At 37.0% G+C, this 21,066-nt stretch carries 18 protein-coding genes; 13 read left to right on the top strand and 5 right to left on the bottom strand.

What is annotated here, in order from left to right:
• Nucleotides 1–5: 5 nt before the first annotated feature.
• Complete coding sequence (locus tag ACORHU_RS05955) at nucleotides 6–1,250, bottom strand: ISL3 family transposase (protein WP_434363914.1); 1,245 nt, start codon at nucleotides 1,248–1,250, stop codon at nucleotides 6–8.
• Between the two features lie 199 nt (nucleotides 1,251–1,449).
• On the opposite strand from ACORHU_RS05955, the gene ACORHU_RS05950 reads away from it, so the two are divergent.
• From ACORHU_RS05950 to ACORHU_RS05940, 3 genes are all read left to right on the top strand, one after another.
• Nucleotides 1,450–1,686: a hypothetical protein gene (locus ACORHU_RS05950; protein ID WP_434363913.1), complete on the top strand. Its 237-nt coding sequence runs from the start codon at nucleotides 1,450–1,452 to the stop codon at nucleotides 1,684–1,686.
• A 125-nt stretch (nucleotides 1,687–1,811) separates the two neighbouring features.
• The gene (locus tag ACORHU_RS05945; protein WP_434365159.1) at nucleotides 1,812–2,354 is read left to right on the top strand and encodes an MFS transporter; all 543 of its coding nucleotides are present in this window, start codon (nucleotides 1,812–1,814) and stop codon (nucleotides 2,352–2,354) included.
• Nucleotides 2,355–2,381: 27 nt separating this feature from the next.
• Nucleotides 2,382–2,663 (top strand): hypothetical protein, encoded by a 282-nt coding sequence (locus tag ACORHU_RS05940; protein ID WP_434363911.1) that lies wholly within the window; start codon nucleotides 2,382–2,384, stop codon nucleotides 2,661–2,663.
• A 234-nt stretch (nucleotides 2,664–2,897) separates the two neighbouring features.
• Here the strand turns inward: ACORHU_RS05940 and yidA are convergent, their stop codons facing one another.
• Nucleotides 2,898–3,704: a sugar-phosphatase gene (gene yidA, locus ACORHU_RS05935; RefSeq protein ID WP_000023518.1), complete on the bottom strand. Its 807-nt coding sequence runs from the start codon at nucleotides 3,702–3,704 to the stop codon at nucleotides 2,898–2,900.
• 12 nt (nucleotides 3,705–3,716) lie between these two features.
• Complete coding sequence (locus ACORHU_RS05930) at nucleotides 3,717–5,021, bottom strand: HD domain-containing protein (RefSeq protein WP_153197084.1); 1,305 nt, start codon at nucleotides 5,019–5,021, stop codon at nucleotides 3,717–3,719.
• Between the two features lie 71 nt (nucleotides 5,022–5,092).
• Between ACORHU_RS05930 and ACORHU_RS05925 the strand changes: the two genes are divergently transcribed.
• The 10 genes from ACORHU_RS05925 to ACORHU_RS05880 all read left to right on the top strand — a co-directional run bounded on the left by ACORHU_RS05925 (nucleotide 5,093) and on the right by ACORHU_RS05880 (nucleotide 18,694).
• Nucleotides 5,093–5,470 carry a DUF1934 domain-containing protein gene (locus ACORHU_RS05925; protein ID WP_285306659.1) on the top strand — a complete coding sequence of 126 codons (378 nt, stop codon included), beginning with the start codon at nucleotides 5,093–5,095 and terminating at the stop codon, nucleotides 5,468–5,470.
• Between the two features lie 90 nt (nucleotides 5,471–5,560).
• On the top strand, nucleotides 5,561–5,893 hold the full coding sequence (locus tag ACORHU_RS05920; protein ID WP_434363909.1) for a putative DNA-binding protein: 333 nt from the start codon (nucleotides 5,561–5,563) through the stop codon (nucleotides 5,891–5,893).
• An 11-nt stretch (nucleotides 5,894–5,904) separates the two neighbouring features.
• Nucleotides 5,905–7,476 carry a signal recognition particle protein gene (gene ffh, locus ACORHU_RS05915; RefSeq protein ID WP_049531300.1) on the top strand — a complete coding sequence of 524 codons (1,572 nt, stop codon included), beginning with the start codon at nucleotides 5,905–5,907 and terminating at the stop codon, nucleotides 7,474–7,476.
• Between the two features lie 107 nt (nucleotides 7,477–7,583).
• Complete coding sequence (locus tag ACORHU_RS05910; protein WP_434363908.1) at nucleotides 7,584–10,841, top strand: helicase-related protein; 3,258 nt, start codon at nucleotides 7,584–7,586, stop codon at nucleotides 10,839–10,841.
• Nucleotides 10,834–11,517, top strand: a complete 684-nt coding sequence (locus ACORHU_RS05905; protein WP_285306662.1) for a DUF4391 domain-containing protein — start codon at nucleotides 10,834–10,836, stop codon at nucleotides 11,515–11,517. Before ACORHU_RS05910 ends, ACORHU_RS05905 begins: the two co-directional genes overlap by 8 nt.
• A 461-nt stretch (nucleotides 11,518–11,978) precedes the next feature.
• Entirely contained in the window at nucleotides 11,979–13,793 is a 1,815-nt protein-coding gene (locus ACORHU_RS05900) for a site-specific DNA-methyltransferase (RefSeq protein WP_285306664.1), read from the top strand.
• A gap of 3 nt (nucleotides 13,794–13,796) precedes the next feature.
• Nucleotides 13,797–14,282: a hypothetical protein gene (locus ACORHU_RS05895; RefSeq protein WP_285306665.1), complete on the top strand. Its 486-nt coding sequence runs from the start codon at nucleotides 13,797–13,799 to the stop codon at nucleotides 14,280–14,282.
• Nucleotides 14,283–14,345: 63 nt separating this feature from the next.
• Nucleotides 14,346–17,423 carry a type III restriction-modification system endonuclease gene (locus ACORHU_RS05890; protein ID WP_434363905.1) on the top strand — a complete coding sequence of 1,026 codons (3,078 nt, stop codon included), beginning with the start codon at nucleotides 14,346–14,348 and terminating at the stop codon, nucleotides 17,421–17,423.
• Between the two features lie 13 nt (nucleotides 17,424–17,436).
• Nucleotides 17,437–17,889, top strand: coding sequence for a CFI-box-CTERM domain-containing protein (locus ACORHU_RS05885; protein ID WP_049531303.1), 453 nt, complete (start codon nucleotides 17,437–17,439; stop codon nucleotides 17,887–17,889).
• A 268-nt stretch (nucleotides 17,890–18,157) separates the two neighbouring features.
• Complete coding sequence (locus tag ACORHU_RS05880; protein WP_063612231.1) at nucleotides 18,158–18,694, top strand: hypothetical protein; 537 nt, start codon at nucleotides 18,158–18,160, stop codon at nucleotides 18,692–18,694.
• 92 nt (nucleotides 18,695–18,786) lie between these two features.
• Here ACORHU_RS05880 and ACORHU_RS05875 read toward each other — a convergent pair whose 3' ends face one another.
• Together ACORHU_RS05875 and rsmG are read right to left on the bottom strand one after the other, a co-directional pair.
• Entirely contained in the window at nucleotides 18,787–20,070 is a 1,284-nt protein-coding gene (locus ACORHU_RS05875) for a uracil-xanthine permease family protein (RefSeq protein ID WP_000808285.1), read from the bottom strand.
• Nucleotides 20,071–20,274: 204 nt separating this feature from the next.
• Entirely contained in the window at nucleotides 20,275–20,988 is a 714-nt protein-coding gene (rsmG, locus tag ACORHU_RS05870) for a 16S rRNA (guanine(527)-N(7))-methyltransferase RsmG (RefSeq protein WP_285306671.1), read from the bottom strand.
• Nucleotides 20,989–21,066 lie beyond the last annotated feature (78 nt).

The raw sequence follows: 21,066 nt of genomic DNA, 5'->3' as shown, positions 1-21,066 counted from the left end.
AAAAGCTAAGATCGAGAAAGGACAAATTTCGTCCTTTCTTTTTTTATATTCAGAGCGATAAAAATCCGTTTTTTGAAGTTTTCAAAGTTCCGAAAACCAAAGGCATTGCGTTTGGTAAGTTTGATAAGATTATTGGTGGCTTCCAGTTTGGCGTTGGAATAAGGTAGTTGAAGGGCGTTGGCAATCTTCTCTTTGTCCTTTAGAAAGGTTTTAAAGACAGTCTGAAAGAGAGGATGGGGCTGCTTTAGATTGTCCTCAATGAGTCCGAAAAATTTCTCTGGTTCCTTATTCTGAAAGTGAAAAAGCAAAAGTTGATAGAGATGATAGTGGTGTTTCAAGTCTTCTGAATAGCTCAAAAGCTTGTCTAGAATGTCTTTATTGGTTAAGTGCATACGAAAAGTAGGGCGATAAAAACGCTTATCACTGAGTTTACGACTATCCTGTTGAATGAGCTTCCAGTAGCGCTTGATAGCCTTGTATTCATGGGATTTTCGTTCCAATTGATTCATGATTTGAACACGCACACGACTCATAGCACGGCTTAAGTGTTGGACAATGTGAAAGCGATCCAGAACGATCTTAGCGTTTGGAAAAAGTTGTCTAGCTAAGTCATAATAAGGACTAAACATATCCATAGTAATGATTTTGACGCGACATCGAACGGCTCTATCGTATCGAAGAAAGTGATTTCGGATGACAACCTGTGTTCTACCTTCAAGAACAGTGATGATATTGAGGTTATCAAAATCTTGCGCAATAAAGCTCATTTTCCCCTTTGTAAAGGCATACTCGTCCCATGACATAATCTTAGGCAGTCGAGAAAAATCATACTTAAACCGGAAGCCATTGATCTTGCGAATGACAGTTGAAGTTGAAATAGACAACTGATGAGCAATGTCGGTCATAGAAGTTTTTTCAATCAACTTTTGAGCAATCTTTTGATTGATGATACGAGGGATTTGGTGATTTTTCTTGACGAGAGAAGTCTCAGTGACCATCATTTTCGAGCAATGATAGCACTTGAATCGATGCTTTCTAAGGAGAATTCTAGTAGACATACCAGTCGTTTCAAGATAAGGAATTTTAGAAGGTTTTTGAAAATCATATTTCTTCATTTGACTTCCGCACTCAGGGCAAGACGGGGCATCGTAGTCCAGTTTAGCGATGATTTCCTTGTGTGTATCCTCTATAATCTGGATATTAGGGTCTTTAATATTGAGTAGTTTTGTTGTAAAATGTAATTGTTCCATATGATTCTTTCTAATGATGGTTTGGTTGCTTTTCATTATAGGTTATATGGGACTTTTTTTCTACCCTAAAATAGGCTCCATAATATCCATAGGGGATTTACCCACTACAAATATTATATAGCCTTTTAATTAAGCATCTTTTTTTGAATCCCAAAAATACAAATATGTATTTAATAAAAAAATAAAAGGAAAGAACGCTGTGAATATCAATAAGAAAGCGTTTTATACAATTACTTTTGGTGAGTTTATATCAAATGTTGGAGATAGATTTCAGAAAATTGCTTCTCCAATCTTAATTTACCAAGAATTTCATTCGTCTTTTGCAATGGGAGGAATGGTGATTATTGAATTGTTACCTCAATTCTTGTTGGGATTTGTTATGGGTTACTTATTAGATAATTTCAATAAGAAAAAATACTATTATGGTCTACATTAATACTTGCATTACTATGTAGTGTAATACCATTACTTTCTAAATATTCAGTTTCTATATTTTTTTACTATGTCATTGCATTTTTGCTACCTTTATTTTCGACACTTTTTTAAACAGGATTTTCAGTCATTATTCCTGCTTTATTTGAGAAGGAAGAATTACAAAAATATAATTCTCAATTTCAAGGTGTACGAACTATTTCAAAATTAATTTCTCCAGCTCTAGCAGGAGTATTAATGTTAAAGTTTAATATTAATAGCATTTTTTTTATTAATAGTGCTTCTTTCTTGTTATTATTTCTTTCAATACTAATTTCATATATTACAGATCAAGAACACAAGGAGAATGGTAATGATGATATAAAAGAGATTTTTGTAGGTTTTAAAGAGAATTTCACAAATATTAAATTGAGGATTTCTTTACTCTTTACTATTGTTGTGAATATTGCTATGCTAGGATTCAATGCAACGATTATTTATTATTTACAGGATCAATTAAAATTATCAAATAGTCTTGTTGGGATTGTTTACTCAATTGCTGGATTTGGAAGTTTGATAGCAGTAACCTTTCTTTCTACTTTTTTGAATAGGAAGGATGCCTTTATCTTGATGAATATATCAATGGCAACCATCCCACTTGTCATTATGGTGAGTGGAATAGTAGAAAATTAGATATTTTTTGGAATTTGCTATTCAATTTTGAGTGGATTAATTACAATAGCTTCTGTTTCGATTACAACAATACAGCAACAAGAAAGTATTGTGTATAATATTGGAAAGATACTTTCTAGTTTTTTTGTAATAGCTACCATTTTTGCACCTTTTGGAGGGATATTGGCTGCTTATTTTAATTGGCTTTTAAACCCGAGATTAAGTCTAGTTATTTTGGGTTTACTAAGTAGTTTATTGGTTATTTTTATAAAGAGTTATGAAAAAAAGCTAACTAAGAAAAGAACTGCAATATTTATAAAGGAAGATTAGTGGATTAATTATCACTTGAAAAAATAATATTAATTCGTAGTAAAATAAAAAATTGAAAAAGGTTTTACATAATGTACTACCTTTTTCAGATTTAATAATTATTAAGGGGATAGAACTAGAAACCAACAATACTGAATCTTTAAATGCCCCCAAAAGTAAGATTTTTCTGTCTAACTTTTGGGGGCAGTACATTATCTCTAACTTTTGGAGTGCTTTTTCTACATTCAAATTATTTTACAGTACCCATGTACGGATGGCATGGGCAACGCCGGATTCGTCATTTGTTTTGGTGATGTATTTGGCGATTTTTTTGATTTCTGGATTTCCGTTTTCCATGACTACAGGGTTGCCAACGACTTCCAGCATGGCACGGTCATTTTCTTCGTCACCGATAGCCATGGTTTCATCTTTGGTCAATCCGAGTTTTTCAGCTAGGTGAGTGATGGCTGAACCTTTGTCCACATTCTTTTTAAGAAGTTCGAGGTAGAAAGGAGCGGATTTGTTGATGGAGTAGTGTTCGTAAAATTCTGCTGGAATCTTTTCAATGGCAGCATCGAGAATCTCTGGTTCATCGATGAACATACACTTGACGATTTCCTTGCCAGCCATTTCTTCAGGTGTACGATAGAAGATGGGCATGCTGACGAGGGTTGATTCGTGCACTGTGTATTTTCCGATATTGCGATTGGCAGTATAGATACCGTCCTTGGTAATGGCGTGCATGTGGACACCGAGCTTACGACTGAGGAATTCCATATCCAGATAATCCTCATAGGTCAAGGATTCACTGATAATCTCATGTCCTGTAGCAGTTTCTTGGACAAGGGCACCGTTGAAGGTTACAACATAGTCACCTTGGTCTCTCAACTGCAAGTCGTCCAGAAGTTTGGCAACACCAGCGATAGGGCGGCCAGTTGCAATCACGACTTTGACACCAGCTTCTTTGGCATCTTGGATGGCAGAAAAGACTTCAGGAGTGATTTCCTTTTGGCTGTTGACTAGGGTTCCGTCGATATCGACGGCGATTAGTTTAATACTCATAAATTTCCTCTTCTAGTTTTTATTTGGGGTAAAATGGTCGTTCTCAATCAAGTGTAAAAATTGCTGGGTGATACTTGCGAAGATGCTGTTTTGGTCCAACATTTCTTTTGGGAAATAGAAACGATTATCTCCGTGGCGACTACCAGCAAGGGATTGGACGATAGGAGACAGGCTAGAGAGTTCGGCCAGTTCTCCATTTTTTTGTAAAATCTCAATCTGTGTCCGCGGATTTTCAGATTCGGGACGATAGATATCATAAGGGAGGTCAAAGTTCTTATGAATGGCAGTATAGTAGTCGGGATCAAAGCCGATGTCCTCAACCAATTTTCTCATGCTAGCGAGTTGGTCTTGGTCTTCTTGTGAAAAGGTAATGGATTTAAAGACCTTGCGGTTGACAAAACGTTGTGACAGGTCTGCAAGTATTTTGTCAGGACTGGTCATCCAGAGTTGGAAGTAGGTATTCATCACACCATCATCCAGAGCCAGATAGTCAGTCAAGCTAACATTTTTTTCAAAGAAAGGCAGGAGATGTGGAGAAGTTCGAGCAAAGAATTCTTTGTTGTTTGAATAAAGTTCTTTAGCACGTTTCAAAAGATTTTGTAGGAGAACTTCCATGGCGCGTGTTGCTGGGTGGAAATAAACCTGCATATACATCTGGTAGCGACTGAGAACATAGTCTTCGATGGCATGCATGCCATTGCGCTGAAAAGCGATTCCATTTTCGACAGGACGAATGACTCGGAGGATTCGAGTCAGATCAAATTCCCCATAGGAAGCTCCCGTAAAATAGGAGTCACGCAAGAGATAGTCCATGCGGTCCGCATCAATCTGACTGGAAATGAGTTGCACGACCTGCTTGTTAGGATAGGTATGGTCGATGACACTGGCTACTTTTTCTGGGAAATCGGGCGCTACTTGTAGTAAGACTTGGTGAATCTCTGTCTCAGGACTTTGAATAATCTCCTGAGTAATGGCTTCATGGTCTGTATCAAAGAGATGTTCAAAAGTATGGGAGTAAGCACCATGCCCAAGGTCATGTAGGAGAGCAGCTGTCATGGTCAAGAGGGACTCGGCAGGATTCCATTCTTCAGGATATTTTTCTTCAAAAATCTCCGTGATACGTCGTGCAATTTCATAGACTCCTAGACAGTGAGAGAAGCGGCTGTGCTCCCCACCGTGGAAGGTATAACTGGAAGTTCCCAGTTGCTTGATCCGGCGCAAACGCTGAAATTCTTTTGTATTGATCAAGTCATAGATGATTTGATTATTAACATGGATGTAGTTGTGAACTGGGTCACGGAATACTTTTTCGTTCATATGACCATTATAGCAAAAAGCTAGAGTTTTTGGTAAAATAGTAGGACAAGAGACAAGAAAGAGGACTTGATGTGAAAATTCGGATGCGAAATACGATTCAGTTTGATGAGCAGTTGGAAGTGATTGACCAGCTTTATGATGTTGAAGTGCATGAAAAGGGAGATTATAGCTATCTGCTTTTTTATAATGAGGAAAAAGAAAAAGTAGTGATTAAATTTCATGGTCAGGAACTGGTGATGACCCGTTTTTCCACTCCGAAAACTATTATGCGCTTTCTAAAGGATAGTGATAGTTTAGCCTATATCCCCACACCCATGGGGATGCAGGAGTTTATCATCCAAACGAATCGTTATCAAGTGGATGGACAAAAGATCTATTTAGACTATCAACTACAAAATCAAGAGGGACATCCCTTTGCCAGCTATCAATTGGAAATTGCTTGGGGCTAGTCTCTTGTCTTTTTCAAATTTAGCTTGCTATCTTCTCGGATGAGCTTGCTAATGTGGTAGATTAGGCTATTTTTTGGTATAATAAAAGTTATGGAAATTGAAAAAAACAATCGTATGAATGCGCTCTTTGAATTTTATGCGGCGCTTTTGACAGATAAGCAAATGAATTATATAGAGCTCTACTACGCTGATGATTACAGCCTTGCTGAGATTGCTGAAGAGTTCGGTGTCAGTCGTCAGGCTGTTTACGACAATATCAAGCGGACAGAAAAGATTCTGGAAGATTATGAGATGAAATTGCACATGTACTCGGACTACATTGTCCGTAGTCAGATTTTTGACCAGATTTTGGAGCGCTATCCCAAGGATGACTTTCTGCAGGAGCAGATAGAAATTTTAACAAGCATTGATAATAGAGAATAAGAGGAAGAAACATGGCATTTGAAAGTTTAACAGAACGTTTGCAGAACGTCTTTAAAAATCTACGTAAAAAAGGAAAAATCTCTGAAGCTGACGTCCAAGAAGCAACCAAAGAAATTCGCTTGGCCTTGCTTGAGGCCGACGTTGCCTTGCCTGTTGTAAAGGAATTTATCAAGAAGGTTCGTGAGCGTGCAGTCGGACATGAGGTCATTGATACCCTTAATCCTGCGCAACAGATTATTAAAATCGTTAATGAGGAATTGACTGCTGTTTTAGGTTCTGATACAGCGGAGATTATCAAGTCACCTAAGATTCCTACAATCATTATGATGGTTGGTTTGCAGGGGGCTGGTAAAACAACCTTTGCTGGTAAATTGGCCAACAAACTCAAGAAAGAAGAAAATGCCCGTCCTTTGATGATTGCGGCGGACATCTATCGTCCTGCGGCTATTGACCAGTTGAAAACTCTGGGGCAACAGATTGATGTGCCTGTCTTTGCACTTGGAACAGAAGTACCAGCTGTTGAGATTGTTCGTCAAGGTTTGGAACAAGCTCAAGCCAATCATAACGACTATGTCTTGATTGATACGGCAGGGCGTTTGCAGATTGATGAGCTTTTGATGAATGAGCTTCGTGACGTGAAAGCCTTGGCTCAGCCAAATGAAATCCTGCTTGTCGTTGATGCCATGATTGGTCAGGAAGCGGCCAATGTTGCGCGTGAGTTCAATGCTCAGTTAGAAGTAACTGGGGTTATCCTTACCAAGATTGATGGGGACACTCGTGGTGGTGCTGCCCTATCTGTTCGTCACATTACTGGAAAACCAATCAAGTTCACTGGTACAGGTGAAAAGATTACGGACATTGAGACCTTCCACCCAGACCGTATGTCTAGTCGTATCCTTGGCATGGGGGATATGCTTACTTTGATTGAGAAAGCTTCTCAAGAATACGATGAGCAAAAAGCCCTTGAAATGGCTGAGAAGATGCGTGAAAATACCTTTGATTTCAATGATTTCATTGATCAATTGGATCAGGTACAAAACATGGGACCAATGGAAGACTTGCTCAAGATGATTCCAGGTATGGCTAACAATCCAGCCCTTCAAAACATGAAAGTGGATGAGCGCCAGATTGCGCGCAAACGTGCCATCGTGTCTTCAATGACACCTGAAGAGCGTGAAAATCCAGATTTGTTAAATCCGAGCCGTCGCCGTCGTATCGCTGCTGGTTCTGGAAATACCTTCGTCGAAGTCAACAAATTCATCAAAGACTTTAACCAGGCTAAACAACTCATGCAAGGTGTTATGTCTGGAGATATGAACAAGATGATGAAGCAGATGGGAATTAATCCAAACAATCTTCCAAAAAATATGCCAAATATGGGAGGGATGGATATGTCTGCCCTTGAAGGAATGATGGGACAAGGTGGAATGCCTGACTTGTCAGCTCTTGGAGGAGCAGGAATACCTGATATGAGCCAGATGTTTGGTGGTGGACTCAAAGGTAAAATCGGTGAATTTGCCATGAAACAGTCTATGAAACGCATGGCGAATAAAATGAAGAAAGCGAAGAAGAAACGTAAGTAAGACAAGGGAAGGCCGCAGGGCTTTCCTTTTTTAGAAAGAAGAAAAAGGTCTATTTTGAATTTGCAAAGAATGATATAATAGTAGAAATAGTCTAACAGGGAGGAATTATGGAAATTGATAATCGATCAATTCGTCTTGGCGATGAATTAAAGAAAGAGTTAAAATCAGAAAGCCGAGTCAAGATTGCAGCAGCAACCTTTTCTATGTTTGCTTATCAGCAGTTGAAAGAGGAATTGGAAAATATAGAAGAGTTAAAATTTATTTTTACAAATCCGACTTTTATAACAGATGAAACCAAAACAGATTTCCGTGAGTATACGATACCCAAAAAAGAACGAGAACAATCGATTTTTGGTGGAAAGTATGAACTGAAATTGATGAATGAGCTGATCCAAAAAGCGATTGCTCGTGAATGTGCTGATTGGATCCGAAGAAAAGCGCAATTTAAGTCTATTAATATTGAAACAGATGAAATGCCAAATGGTATTCGAATTGAAAATTCGGATGATGTAGTGGCAGTAGATCGTTTGAAAAACTTTGATCGCAAAGAATTAGGATATGAAGCTTCTCTATTTAAAACGAGTAGAAACCTCTATCATGCACCACTTAGTTTAAATTATTTAGATGAATTTGATAATCTCTGGGAAGAAGATGATTATTTTCGTGATGTTACAGAAGAGTTTTTGGAGAATTTAAACCTAGCTCACAAAGAACATTCACCTGAGTTCATTTACTATGTGATGCTATATAATTTATTCAATGAATTTTTAGAAGATATCAATGAAGACTTTTTACCAAATGAAGGGGTTGGTTATAAAGAAAGTAAGATTTGGGGGGTGTTATATGATTTCCAAAAGGATGCAGTGAAATCGATCATTTCTAAATTAGAAAAATTTAATGGATGTATTCTAGCGGATTCGGTTGGTCTAGGGAAGACTTATACAGCTTTAGCGGTCATGACTTATTATGCTTATCGAGGCAAACGTATTTTAGTACTTTGTCCTAAAAAGTTAGAAAATAACTGGAATATGTATCGTCATGATTATGTAAATAATCCAATTTATGATAGACATTTGCTTTATGATGTCCTTTATCATACAGACCTCAGTAGAGATAAAGGACACTCTAATGGAATTGATTTGTCCTTAAATAATTGGCATACTTATGATCTGGTTGTCATTGATGAGTCCCATAATTTTAGAAATGGAGGTTCTAGCGAAAATGACTTATCTGAGGGGAGAGAAAATCGATACAGCCGTTTAATGAATCGTATCATAAAGTCTGGTGTCCCTACAAAGGTACTCATGCTATCAGCCACACCTGTTAATAATCGTTTTAATGATTTGAAAAATCAAATTGCTCTAGCCTATGAAGGAGATACGGATCAAATTGATAATAAATTAGAAACAAAATCATCTATAAATGATATTTTCAGAAACGCTCAATCTGCTTATAATAAGTGGGCTGACCTTCCTGCAGAAGAGAGAACAACAGATAAACTGTTATCTACATTAGACTTCGATTTCTTTAAAGTATTAGATAGTGTAACGATAGCCAGAAGTAGAAAACATATTCGGGAATTTTATGATAGAGAAGCTATTGGAGAATTTCCACAGCGCTTAAAACCACTTAATTTTGAACCCGATTTAACAGTTTCAAATCTCGGAATTACCTATAAAAAATTATATCACTTACTTGATAAACTGCAGTTGACTATCTATCAACCTTCGATACATATTTACCCATCAAAGAGAGCTAAATACGATAAAAGTAAAGAAGGAGTAATGGGGAATTTAACTCAGTTTGGTCGTGAATCAGGTATCAAAAAACTGATGATGATTAACCTGCTCAAACGTTTAGAAAGTTCTGTTGCAGCTTTTCGATATACTTTAATAGATGTTGTTAAAGATTATGTAGAAAAGACTTTAAAGGCTATCGAGAAATATGAATTGACAGGCTTGGATCATTTATCTCTTAATCCTCATCTTGATGAAGATGATTTTGATTTGGAAGATAGTAATTTCGAGTTTTCTATTGGTAAGAAAAGTCGTATTGCTCTACAAGATATGGATTATCGTAGTTGGAAGGTCGAGTTAGAACAAGATTTTGCAGTATTGACAGAGCTAGAAAATCTAATCAGTAAAATAACGCCACAAGAAGACCAAAAACTGCAGACTCTTTTTTCATTGATAGATGAGAAACTAACAAATCCTATCAATGCTGGTAATAAAAAGTTGATTATTTTCTCCGCATTTGCGACAACAACGAATTACCTTTATAAACATATTAGTCAGTATGTCTTGGATAAGTATGGTCTTTACACTGCTCAGATTTCAGGCACAAAAGGTTTTGCTACAACTTTGGAAACTAAAAATAAAGACCTCAATTCTTTATTAACTTATTTCTCTCCTAAATCAAAATCTCGTGATGTTCTGTTTCCTGGTGATGAGAGTGAGATTGATCTTTTAATTGCAACAGATGTGATTTCCGAAGGTCAAAACTTGCAAGATGCAGACATGATGGTTAATTACGATATCCACTGGAATCCCGTTCGTATTGTTCAACGATTTGGTCGTGTGGATCGAATTGGTAGTCAAAATAAATACATTCAATTGGTTAACTTTTGGCCAAATCTTGAGTTAGATGAGTATATCGATCTTAAGTCTAGGGTTGAATCTAGGATGAAAATTTCTGTTTTGACTTCAACAGCAGATGATAATGTTTTATCTAGTGAAGAAATAGAGGATAATAATTATCGAAGAAAACAATTAGAACGTCTTAGAGATGAAGTAGTCGATTTAGAGGAGATGAATGATGGTATTTCCATTATGGATTTAGGATTAGAAGATTATCGCATAGACCTTCTCAAGTATTTGGAAGAACATCCTGAGTTAGAAAAGGTTCCGAGGGGCTTGCAAGCTATTTTATCTGCTTCCAATAAAGAATCAGAAGGTGTCATTTTTGTCCTAAAAAATAAAGATCAGATAAAAGGAAAAAATAATCAAAATCAGCTTCATCCATATTATATCCTCTACATCAATAGAAATGGAGAACTACTGTTATCTCCGTCTGAAAGTAAGAAAATATTGGAGCACCTCAGTAGCATTTGTCGGGGTCAAAGTAAGCCATTAAGTCAAGTAGTAGACAAGTTTAATCGTCAAACAAAAGACGGTAAAGAAATGGTTGTTTATTCCGAATTGCTTCAAGAGGCAATCAATCAACTAATGGAACATGATCAGATTTCAACGATGGATGCCCTATTTAACTTTGGATCTGTTGACTTGATGAATACTAGCATCGAGGGAATGGATGATTTTGAGTTAATTTGTTTCTTCATATTGATGAAAGGAGATTCTGATGATTAAATTTCCATCCTATACAGCCTTATCAAAAGCTCACGTTCTATATCGGCCTCATAAAAAAGGAAATAGTGATTTTTTTGATAATCTTAATGTTTCTGTAAAAGAAAAGAAAGAATTAAGAGAACAGATTAGAGCAATTCAAATTACTCATCAGATTGATACAAGTACCACTAATATTCCTGCTGGAAAAAAGGTGAAGCAAATCATGGTTTTAGAAATAGAAGTCGAACAAATGGATGTTTCGTTCACTTTATTAGAACAGCTAGATATAAGATTAGGGATTTACACAGCTTTTGTATTAAAATATCCACAAGGTCAAGAAGAACTTCTTATTCATTATAAAGAGCCTTTAAGTCAAGAAAAGGATGGTAAGCACTTTAAGATTGTCCGTCGCTTTCAGACGTGTGATGATGTAAGCATTGACTTTGAGGGAAATGATTTAGATGATGTTTATGATAGTCTTGTAAAAGAAACTGGTAAGAAAGAGCTACAAGTTTTAGAATCAAGTAATCTTAGAAACTCTATTGATCTCAGTGACCAATTAGATAAATTATATAAAAAGGCTCAACAGTTAAAGAAAAAGATGTACTCTGAAAAATCAATGAGAAAACAAATAGAAATAAAAAGAGAATATCAGGCTACATTGAAAGAAATAGAAGCTTTAAAGAAGCAAAATTGATTGTAAGTTTTGACAAAGGAAAATCAGAAATTGAGATTAGGGAACTTTTTTGATTTCAAAATCTATTTTTGATAAAATGAAGCTGTAATTTATTAAAAATTAAGCACTACAAAAATAGAATAAGCCAACTTAAATTTTTATAAAATTAAAATTACAAAAGCTTGACAAAGCTAAGAAAGGATACTACCATGAGCACAGCACAGCACAGCACAGCACAGCACAGCACAGCACAGCACAGCACAGCACAGCACAGCACAGCACAGCACAGCACAGCACAGCACACAGGTGAAAACTCTGGACTTGAGAAATTAAATCTCACTTCAAAAGATGTTTTTACAGATAATATTTCAAAAATTGGTCAACTTTTTCCTGAAGTTCTGACGGAAAAAAGGGATGAATACGGCAGATTAGGTCCTGCGATTGACTTTGAGAAGCTTAAACAGTTTTTATCAGAGGAAATTGTGGATGGTCGAGAATCCTATGAGTTTACTTGGGTTGGAAAGCGTGAAGCTATCGCAGAAGCTGGGCGACCAACTACCAAAACCCTAAGACCAGATCTTGATGAAAGTGTTGACTTTGAAAACAGTGAAAATGTCTTTATTACTGGAGATAATTTAGAAGTCTTAAAAATCTTACAAGAATCCTATCTAGGAAAAATCGATATGATTTATATCGATCCACCCTATAATACAGGGAAAGACTTTGTATATTCAGATAAGTTCCAAAAAACAGATGAAGAGTTGAAGGAAGATATGGAACTTTTGGATGAAGAAGGACGCCAGGTAATTGGGCTTACAAAAAATGAAAAGACTTCGGCTCGTTACCACTCAGACTGGCTCAATATGATGTATCCACGCCTCCGTCTAGCGCGTAATCTCCTCAAGGATTCAGGTGTTATCTTTATCTCTATCGATGATAATGAACAAACTAATCTTAAAGCCATTTGTGATGAGATATTTGGGGAGGAGAATTTTGTAGCTAATTTTATTTGGGAAAAGACACAACATTTTGGACGTCAAAAGTTAAATAGTTACAACAATGTTGATTATATACTTTGTTATAGTAAAAATCTTTATCAAGATAGCCAGTTGAAAGAACGATTAGTCGAAGTCGTTAAAGATGAATTTGAAGATGCTCCACTATATAACAGTAGTAATAACGTGAGTATATTAAGCTTCCCTGCTAAAACGGTTAAGTTTAATTTGGCAGATGGTGAATACAAACAAACTTTAGATGAAAAATATTATTTACTATCACCAGTAGTAGTGAGAGATGGATGGAATGAAAATGAATTTCAATTAAAATTCAAATCTAGATGGTCTGATAGTACTGTTCAGGATGAAATTAAAAAAGGTACTATTTTCTGGGTTAAGACAGAGAATTTTTCTATCAGGGCAATTTATGCTGATGGAAAATCTGCAACAGAAGCTCCAAGACAATTAATTTTAACTAACCAAAATAATGCTTCTAAAACGCTGTCTCGATTTAATCATAGAGTGGACACTTCAGAAAATGCTACAAGAGAATTAAAAAAATTATTAAATGGAGACTATTTTTCATTTCCAAAGCCAGTTTCTTTAATTAAATATTTAATTAGTTTAATATACAAGAATGGTTCACATATTAATTCAGGATATTTCCTCGACTTCTTCGGTGGTTCTGGTACTACGGCGGATGCAGTCATGCAATTGAATGCTGAAGATGGTGGAAATCGTAAGTTTATCCTGTGTACCTTGGATGAGGAAGTGGCCGAAAAGTCTGCTGCTAAAGATGCAGGTTATGAAACTATTGACCAAATTTCACGTGAGCGGATTCGTCGTGCTGTTTCCAAGATTCAGGAGGAGCATCCAGAGTTGGTTGGCAAGCAGGACTTTGGATTTAAGGCTTACAAACTAGATTCTTCTAATTTCAAAGATGTATCTGCCCGTCCAGATCAATTTGTTCAAACAGATCTTTTCGATAGTATATCCAATATCAAGGAAGGACGTACTGGCCTCGACTTACTTTTCCAAGTTATGCTGACATGGGGGATGGAACTGTCACTAACCATTGATTTGGAGAAAGTAGCAGGAGCAGAAGTGTATGACGTGGATCAGGGATCACTCATGGCTTGTTTTGAAGATGAAATATCAGAAGAAGTAATCCGTCACATCGCTCAAGCACAACCACTCCGTGCCGTTTTCCGTGATAGCTCATTTGCCAATTCAGCAGATAAGATTAACGTAAGTGAAATCTTTAAAGAATTATCATCTCATACAAAAGTGAAGGTGGTGTAGGCGATGTTCTATCAGCTGACAACTGATAATTGGATAAGTATCGGAGGGATTATAGTAGATTCGATTGCGATTATTGTTTCTATCAGTATTGCAATCTGGGTTACTAGACATGCTTTTAAAGATAACTTAAAACAAAATTTATTTGAAAAAAGGATGATATTGTATAGTGATCTTATTCTACCTTTGGAGTACTTACTTGCAAATCATACAGTTTCTAATCTAAAAAAGCAACATAAGGCAATTGATGAAAATATAACTAAATTATATTTTTTATCTAATAAGGAAATGTATAGTTTAGCCATAGAATTCATTCAAGAACTTGAAGATACTATCAAGAAAGTTGAAGACGGAAAGATACAAGAAGATAATCAAAGACTTATTTCTATTTGTCTTGTACTTAGTGATGCAATGAAGTGGGAAAAAGAGTATTTTAACGATATTACATCATCAAAAATGAAAGAAATTAAAAAGAAATATAATATGGCGTAACTATTAAATATAGTTATAGATGTGAAATAGTTTATGTGAATTTAATAAAAAGAATATAGAATTATGAAACTACAATTTAAAAAACAACAATTTCAGTTGGATGCGGTGAGTGCCATTGCAGATTTATTTCAAGGGCAAGCTAAACATACTGGAGTTCAGTATATGGCGGATCCAGGTCGTCTCAAGTCAGATGAGGTGGATTTGGTTTTGGACGCCTATCGAAATGCACCGATTCAATTGAGTCAAGCAAGTATACGAGAAAATGTCCATACTATGCAAACTCGTTATGGTTTGCGTCCTTCTGATAAACTATCGATTGATATGATTGCTGGACGAGAAGCTTATAATTTTTCAATAGAGATGGAAACGGGAACAGGGAAGACCTACACGTATATCCGTACAATTATGGAGTTGAATAAACGCTATGGCTGGCTCAAGTTCATCATTGTCGTTCCAAGTGTAGCCATTCGTGAAGGGGTTCTCAAGTCTCTTCAGATCATGTCAAGCCACTTTCAGATGGAGTATGGCAAACAACCACGCTATTTTGTTTACGATTCTTCACGTTTAGGTGATTTGGATAGTTTTGCCAATTCATCAGACCTTCAAATCATGGTCATCAATTCTCAAGCCTTTAATGCAAAAGGTAAAGATGCGCGACGGATTCATTCTGAACAGGAAAGTTTCCGTTGGCGTCGTCCGATTGATGTATTGGCAGCTATGAATCCGATTATGATTATCGATGAGCCTCAGTCTGTTGAAGGGAAACAAACCAAGGAAAGACTAAAAGATTTCAAGCCATTGTTTACGCTACGTTATTCGGCTACCCATAAAGAAAAGCATGATATGGTTTATAGATTGGATGCCATGGACGCTTACAATCAAAAATTAGTGAAGAAGATTGCGGTTAAGGCTATTGAGCAAACTGGGACGACTGGAACACAAGGCTATCTATATCTACAAGAAATCATTCCACAAAAAACAGGCGCCCCCAAAGCAAAAATTGAGTTTGAAGTAAAAATGCAGTCAGGTGTCAAAAGGAAATTGAAGGTAGTGGAAGAACCCTTTGATTTGTACGCTGAATCAGGGAATTTATCTGCTTATCAAGGAATGACCCTTAGTCACTTTGATGCAAGGGAAAACAAACTTCAAGTTGGTGTGACTCAGGAACTCCATGTCGGTGAAGTGATTGGGGAAGTGGATGAGTCTAGTATTAGAAGAATTCAAATCCGAGAGACCATAAAAAGTCATATTGAAAAGGAAAGTAAACTTTACAATCGAAGAATTAAAGTATTATCCCTATTTTTCATCGATGAAGTGGCCAAGTATAAGCAATATGATGAACATAATGATGCCTATAATGGTGAATACGCTCAGATTTTTGAAGAGGAATACCGAAATCAAGTAAATCAGTTTATCCAAACACAGGAACCAACTCCTTATCGTAGATATTTGGAGGCTAATCTTGAGGGAAATTCAGTTCATGCTGGTTACTTTTCGGTAGATAAAGTGAAGAAGTCAGATAAGACCATTTTTGTGGACTATAAATCTGCCAGTGAAAAGAAAAGTAATCTTTCAAATGATATCGATGCCTATGACTTGATTATGAAGGACAAGGAGCGTTTGTTGAGCTTTGAAGAGCCAGTTCGTTTCCTATTTTCTCACTCAGCTCTAAAAGAGGGATGGGATAATCCTAATGTCTTTCAAATCTGTACGCTGAAGCAATCTTCAGCAGAGACTCGAAAACGTCAAGAAATCGGTCGTGGTATGCGTTTAGCAGTTGACCAAAATGGAATTCGTCAGGATTTTGAACTCTTAGGAAATGATGTTCATGAAATCAATAAACTGACAGTAATTGCAAATGAAAGTTATGATCAATTTGCTCGGAGTCTACAAGAAGAAATCAAAGAACTCTTAGCAGATCGTCCTGCAAAAGTGGATGTTAGTCTTTTTGCGAATAAAGTTCTAACCAATCAAGAAGGACAAACAATACGTATTACCAAGGAACAAGCAGATTCGATTCATTTTGATTTAATTCGACAAGGCTATATAGATCGTGAAGGACAATTAACTACAGAATATTTTACTGCAAAAGAAAATCATCAGTTACAGCTATCTGAAACACTAGCAGGTTATGAGGATAAGCTGGTAGAGATATTGGAGAGCGTTTATCATGCTGGACAGTATGAAATTGAAAATGCCAATCATTCAGTCATTCAATTCTCAAATGAGGTCAATCAAGAAAATATTGCCCGAAAAGAATTTTTAAATCTCTGGAAGCAAATCAATCGAAAGACCAGTTACCAAGTAGAATTTGATGATGCGGAGTTGGTAAAACATTCGGTTGACTATATCAATGAGAAATTAGTCGTTAGCAAACCAAGCTTTCATATAACTCAAGCAAGCGCTACTGAGATGAGTAAGGAAGAAGGACTCCATCTGACAGTGGCTGAGAATGATCGCCAACAAGAATATCTAACTGGTTCGCAGATTATGACCCAATATGATTTACTAGGGGAAATTGCTGATCAGACTGGTTTAACTCGTAAGCTGGTTGCGGAAATATTAAGTAAAATCTATGTCTACCAATTTGACAAGTTTAAACAGAATCCAGAAGAGTTTATTCTTAAGGTTTCAAAGCTTATTAATGAACAAAAAGCAAGTCAAATTATCAAGCATATCCAGTATAATGTGCTAAATGAAGAGTATGATATGGACTTGTTTTATGACAATCCTGAAACTGCTAACAGATCAGATGATCACTTACTTGAATCCAAAAAAGGAATTTACAATTTTGTAAAAGTTGATTCAAATACGGAGAAGACCTTTAAAGAATCTTTGGAACAATACGAGGATGTTCGTGTTTATGTGAAGTTACCAGGGAAGTTCAGTATTGCTACTCCGCTTGGGAACTATAACCCTGACTGGGCAATTGCCTTCCGTGAAGGAAGTGTCAAGCATATCTATTTTGTTGCAGAAACGAAAGGCTCTATGTCTAGTCTTCAATTAAAACAAGCTGAGCAAGCAAAAATTGCCTGTGCGCGTGCTCACTTTAAAGCGTTAGCTCAAGCTGGATTGATTAATGACCAGCACATCTATGATGTGGTTTCAAGTTATGAGGAATTATTAAATATTGTAAGATAGGGAGGAAAAAGAAATGGAATTTGTTGTATATCGTAAGGGAAGAGAAGTAGCTGTTTTTCAACGTAGGAGCGATGCAGAGAGATATGTGCGCTCTAAAACTGGATTTTTTGGTGAACCAGATGCTTACTATCAGATTGAACAAAGAGGTTGTTATTTGACAGAAGCAGCTGTAACTTACAAGGGATTGGCAGATGACTGTGATGAATTGATGACTTTGCGAAAATTCAGGGATTCTTATCTAGCTTTTCAAGATGGTGGTCAGGAGGAAATTGAATCCTACTATAAGATGGCTCCTCAAATTGTTGCCAAGTTAGAGGAACATCCAAATCGTGAGGAAATACTAGAGTCTATCTGGGCAGAACTCGTATTGCCTTGTGTTTCCTTGATTAAAGCAGGAGAGGATCAAGCTTGCCATCAATTGTATAAAACATATACACTGGAACTGTCACAAAAAGTGGTCCAATAAAACGAGTAGAGTATAGGAAAAGAGTTCGGGTCTCGCTAACTTGTATAGTGAAGAGGTCCCCTATTCTATTTAGATCCCCAATACCAAAATAAACGTATCAAGCTAATTACAAACTCAACTTATATTGAAGATTTTATATGGGATAATGACGAATCAAAGGAAACAAATTTTCAAAATTGGCTTGCTGAGATGGTAGGAGTTTAAGGGGGTATTTTTACCCCTTGGGATTTACAGGATCACAAAAGAGAAAGAGAGATAAAAAGATAACATGAAAAGAGATAATGGCGATTTGAATTTGTTTAAATTTGTAGGATTTGGTGCTATAATATTTTGCCTATTTATGATTATAGGCTCAAGGTTTGTCACTGTTGGTCTAGAAGAACCTAAACCAGTACAAAAAGAACCATCAGAATACTTAAAGCAAGAGATACAGTTGGAAGATGCTAAAATACTTGGAAAGTTTTGGAATGATAAAGGGCATTTTATTGTGGTGTATAGAGATACTACAAAAGCCCCTGAAATCGTTGAGGTTGATGCTTCTGAGTGGGAGCTTATGGAAGTAGGTGTAAACTTTGTGACTGTTGGTGTAGGTAGCAAGGAAGAGACTAAAACAGTACAAAGGGAAAGCCTTGGATTTCAAGAAAGCAAGTTAAGGGCAAAATTAGAAGATGCTACTATTTTAGGCAAGTTTTGGAATAGTAAAGGTCACTTTATTGTAGTGTACAATGGTACTACAAAAGCCCCGGAAATCATTGAGGTTTATTTTTCTGAGTGGCAATATAGGAGAGTAGGGGAACGATATTAAACAGCGTTAGAGGGGATTTACTTACTTCTAAGTATCAAAAAAATGAGCACTTCCGTAATTGGAAATGCTCGTTTTTTGATATGTTTAGACTATTAGTCTTTATTTTCGTATGGCAAGATTAAGTTCAAGATGATTCCTGTCATGGCTGATAGGGCAGTACCTGAAAGTGTAACTGGACCAAGTTTAAGGATAGCTCCTCCAAGTCCAAGGACCAACATAGCACTTGCGATGATTAGGTTACGCATTTGACCAAAATCAACACGTTCTTTGATCAAAACTTTCAAACCGTTGCTGGCGATAACTCCATAGAGAAGGATTGACATACCACCAAGTACAGCATTTGGAATAGTTGAAATCAAGGCAGTGAATTTACCAAGGAAGCTCAGGGCAATCGCGATGAAGGCAGCGTTACGGATAACTGAGACAGAAGCGATACGAGTCATACCGATAACCCCTGTATTTTCTCCGTAAGTTGTATTGGCTGGTCCACCAAGGAAGGCAGAAACAGAAGTTGCGATACCGTCACCAAGAAGAGTACGGTGAAGACCTGGTTCTTTCAAGAATTGACGACCACAGATTTGACCCAAAACAGTATGGTCTCCAATATGTTCAGAAATGGTTACGATCGCGATTGGCAAGATAGCGATGGTTTCAGGACCGAAGTAAAGATTGTATTCTTTAAAGGCACCACCTGTGCTAAATGGCAAGTAGAAACCAGGAATTTCAAACCAGTTAGCTTTTAGAACTGGTGTGAAGTCAACCAAGCCAAGAGTTAGTGCGAAGAGGTAACCACCGATAATGGCAAAGAGGAATGGAATGATTCGTAGGAAGCCTTTTCCTTTTGTGTTGATAAAGGCAGCAATCAAGAAAGTAACAACTGCTACAAGAGCATTTTTCCAATTTCCATCCGCTACAAGACCAGCGTTAGTAACAGCTGAACCTGCAAGTCCAAGACCGATAACGATGATCATAGGTCCGATGATGATTGGTGGCAAGAGTTTATCAATCCATTTTGTACCCGCAAAACGAACACTTGCAGCCACAAGCACATAGATAAAACCTGTAAGGATAACCCCTGTTTGTGCAGCTGATACATCCCCTCCTAGTTCCTTCATAGCTAGGGACATAGCTGTGATAAAGGCAAATGAAGAACCTAGATAAACTGGAACTTTAAACCCAGTTGAAATCATGTAGATGAGTGTTCCAACACCTGAAGCAAAAAGGGCAACAGATACAGGCATTCCCAAAATCAAGGGTACCAAGATGGTCGCACCAAACATGGCGAAAACGTGTTGGAAGCTAAGGAGAATTCCTTTTCCAGCCGAAGGACGTTGGTCAACGTCTAGTAACAAATCAACAGTTGATTCTTGTTTCATATAAACCTCACTTTTGGGCATCAAAAAAGAGCCCATTATTTTACAGCAATAGGCCCTCAGAGTAAGACTTCTCTAAAATCTAGACTTTAAAGAGTTTCAAATATTTCTGCGTCTTCGTCACCTCACGGGATGACATTAAAAACCTTTGCTTGTGATAGTATAGCAGAAATTACGAACTTTGTAAATATTTTTTTACTAAAAAATTTAAAGCGGGCGTTTATTTGGCATGCCAGCCTTTCTTGGGTATTTGTTGGGCGTTTCTTTTTTCTTTTCTACCACTGTGATATAACGCGGATCTCCATTTGGTAGGGCGTAGCTGAGATTGTCTTCGACTTTACTGAAGAGGAGGTTGAGGGCATTCTTTGCTTCAAATAACTCCTCAGGCGCATTGCTGGCCTTGAGTGCCAATAGTTTTCCGCCAACCTTAAGGTAGGGAATTGTCAATTCAGATAGGACTTGCATACGGGCAACCGCACGAGCTGTTACAAAATCATATTGAGCACGGAAGTTTTTGTCTTGGGCAAAATCTTCGGCACGTCCATGGTAGAAATGAACACCGTCTAAATCCAGTTCTTGAGCCAACAGTTGGAGGAAGTTGATGCGCTTGTTGAGAGAATCAATGATGGTCACATCTAACTGAGGATAGAGGATTTTCATTGGTAGACTAGGAAATCCTGCCCCAGCACCGATGTCAAGAAGTTTGATAGTTTCATTGGGAATCAAGCCTTGCAGAATAGATGCAATCGAATCGTAAAAATGTTTGAGATAAACTTCTTCCTTGTCCGTAATGGCTGTTAAATTAATCTTTTCATTCCACTCGACCAAGAGCTCAAAATAACGTTCAAATTGTTTTTTTTGCTGGTCCGAAAGTGGAAGGTTCTGCACGGCAAGCAAGTTGTAAAATGTTTCTGGTTTCATAGTTATTTCCTTCTTTAGTATCATCTTATTTTACCACAATCATAAAAAATTTGATATACTGGTACTAATCTAAAAACA

The organism is Streptococcus sp. KHUD_015 (assembly GCF_051106265.1).
Lineage (GTDB): Bacteria > Bacillota > Bacilli > Lactobacillales > Streptococcaceae > Streptococcus.
The sequence above is the reverse complement of the archived record's forward strand: the minus strand, read 5'-3'. Positions and strand labels throughout refer to the sequence as shown.

Excerpts from the sequence above, each read along its gene's own strand:
- ACORHU_RS05875 (WP_000808285.1), bottom strand. The coding sequence starts at position 20,070 with ATGAAACAAGAATCAACTGTTGATTTGTTACTAGACGTTGACCAACGT.
- ACORHU_RS05885 (WP_049531303.1), top strand. The coding sequence starts at position 17,437 with ATGGAATTTGTTGTATATCGTAAGGGAAGAGAAGTAGCTGTTTTTCAA.
- ACORHU_RS05905 (WP_285306662.1), top strand. The coding sequence starts at position 10,834 with ATGATTAAATTTCCATCCTATACAGCCTTATCAAAAGCTCACGTTCTA.
- ACORHU_RS05920 (WP_434363909.1), top strand. The coding sequence starts at position 5,561 with ATGGAAATTGAAAAAAACAATCGTATGAATGCGCTCTTTGAATTTTAT.
- rsmG (WP_285306671.1), bottom strand. The coding sequence starts at position 20,988 with ATGAAACCAGAAACATTTTACAACTTGCTTGCCGTGCAGAACCTTCCA.
- ACORHU_RS05890 (WP_434363905.1), top strand. The coding sequence starts at position 14,346 with ATGAAACTACAATTTAAAAAACAACAATTTCAGTTGGATGCGGTGAGT.
- ACORHU_RS05880 (WP_063612231.1), top strand. The coding sequence starts at position 18,158 with ATGAAAAGAGATAATGGCGATTTGAATTTGTTTAAATTTGTAGGATTT.
- ACORHU_RS05955 (WP_434363914.1), bottom strand. The coding sequence starts at position 1,250 with ATGGAACAATTACATTTTACAACAAAACTACTCAATATTAAAGACCCT.
- ffh (WP_049531300.1), top strand. The coding sequence starts at position 5,905 with ATGGCATTTGAAAGTTTAACAGAACGTTTGCAGAACGTCTTTAAAAAT.
- ACORHU_RS05895 (WP_285306665.1), top strand. The coding sequence starts at position 13,797 with ATGTTCTATCAGCTGACAACTGATAATTGGATAAGTATCGGAGGGATT.
- ACORHU_RS05930 (WP_153197084.1), bottom strand. The coding sequence starts at position 5,021 with ATGAACGAAAAAGTATTCCGTGACCCAGTTCACAACTACATCCATGTT.
- yidA (WP_000023518.1), bottom strand. The coding sequence starts at position 3,704 with ATGAGTATTAAACTAATCGCCGTCGATATCGACGGAACCCTAGTCAAC.
- ACORHU_RS05910 (WP_434363908.1), top strand. The coding sequence starts at position 7,584 with ATGGAAATTGATAATCGATCAATTCGTCTTGGCGATGAATTAAAGAAA.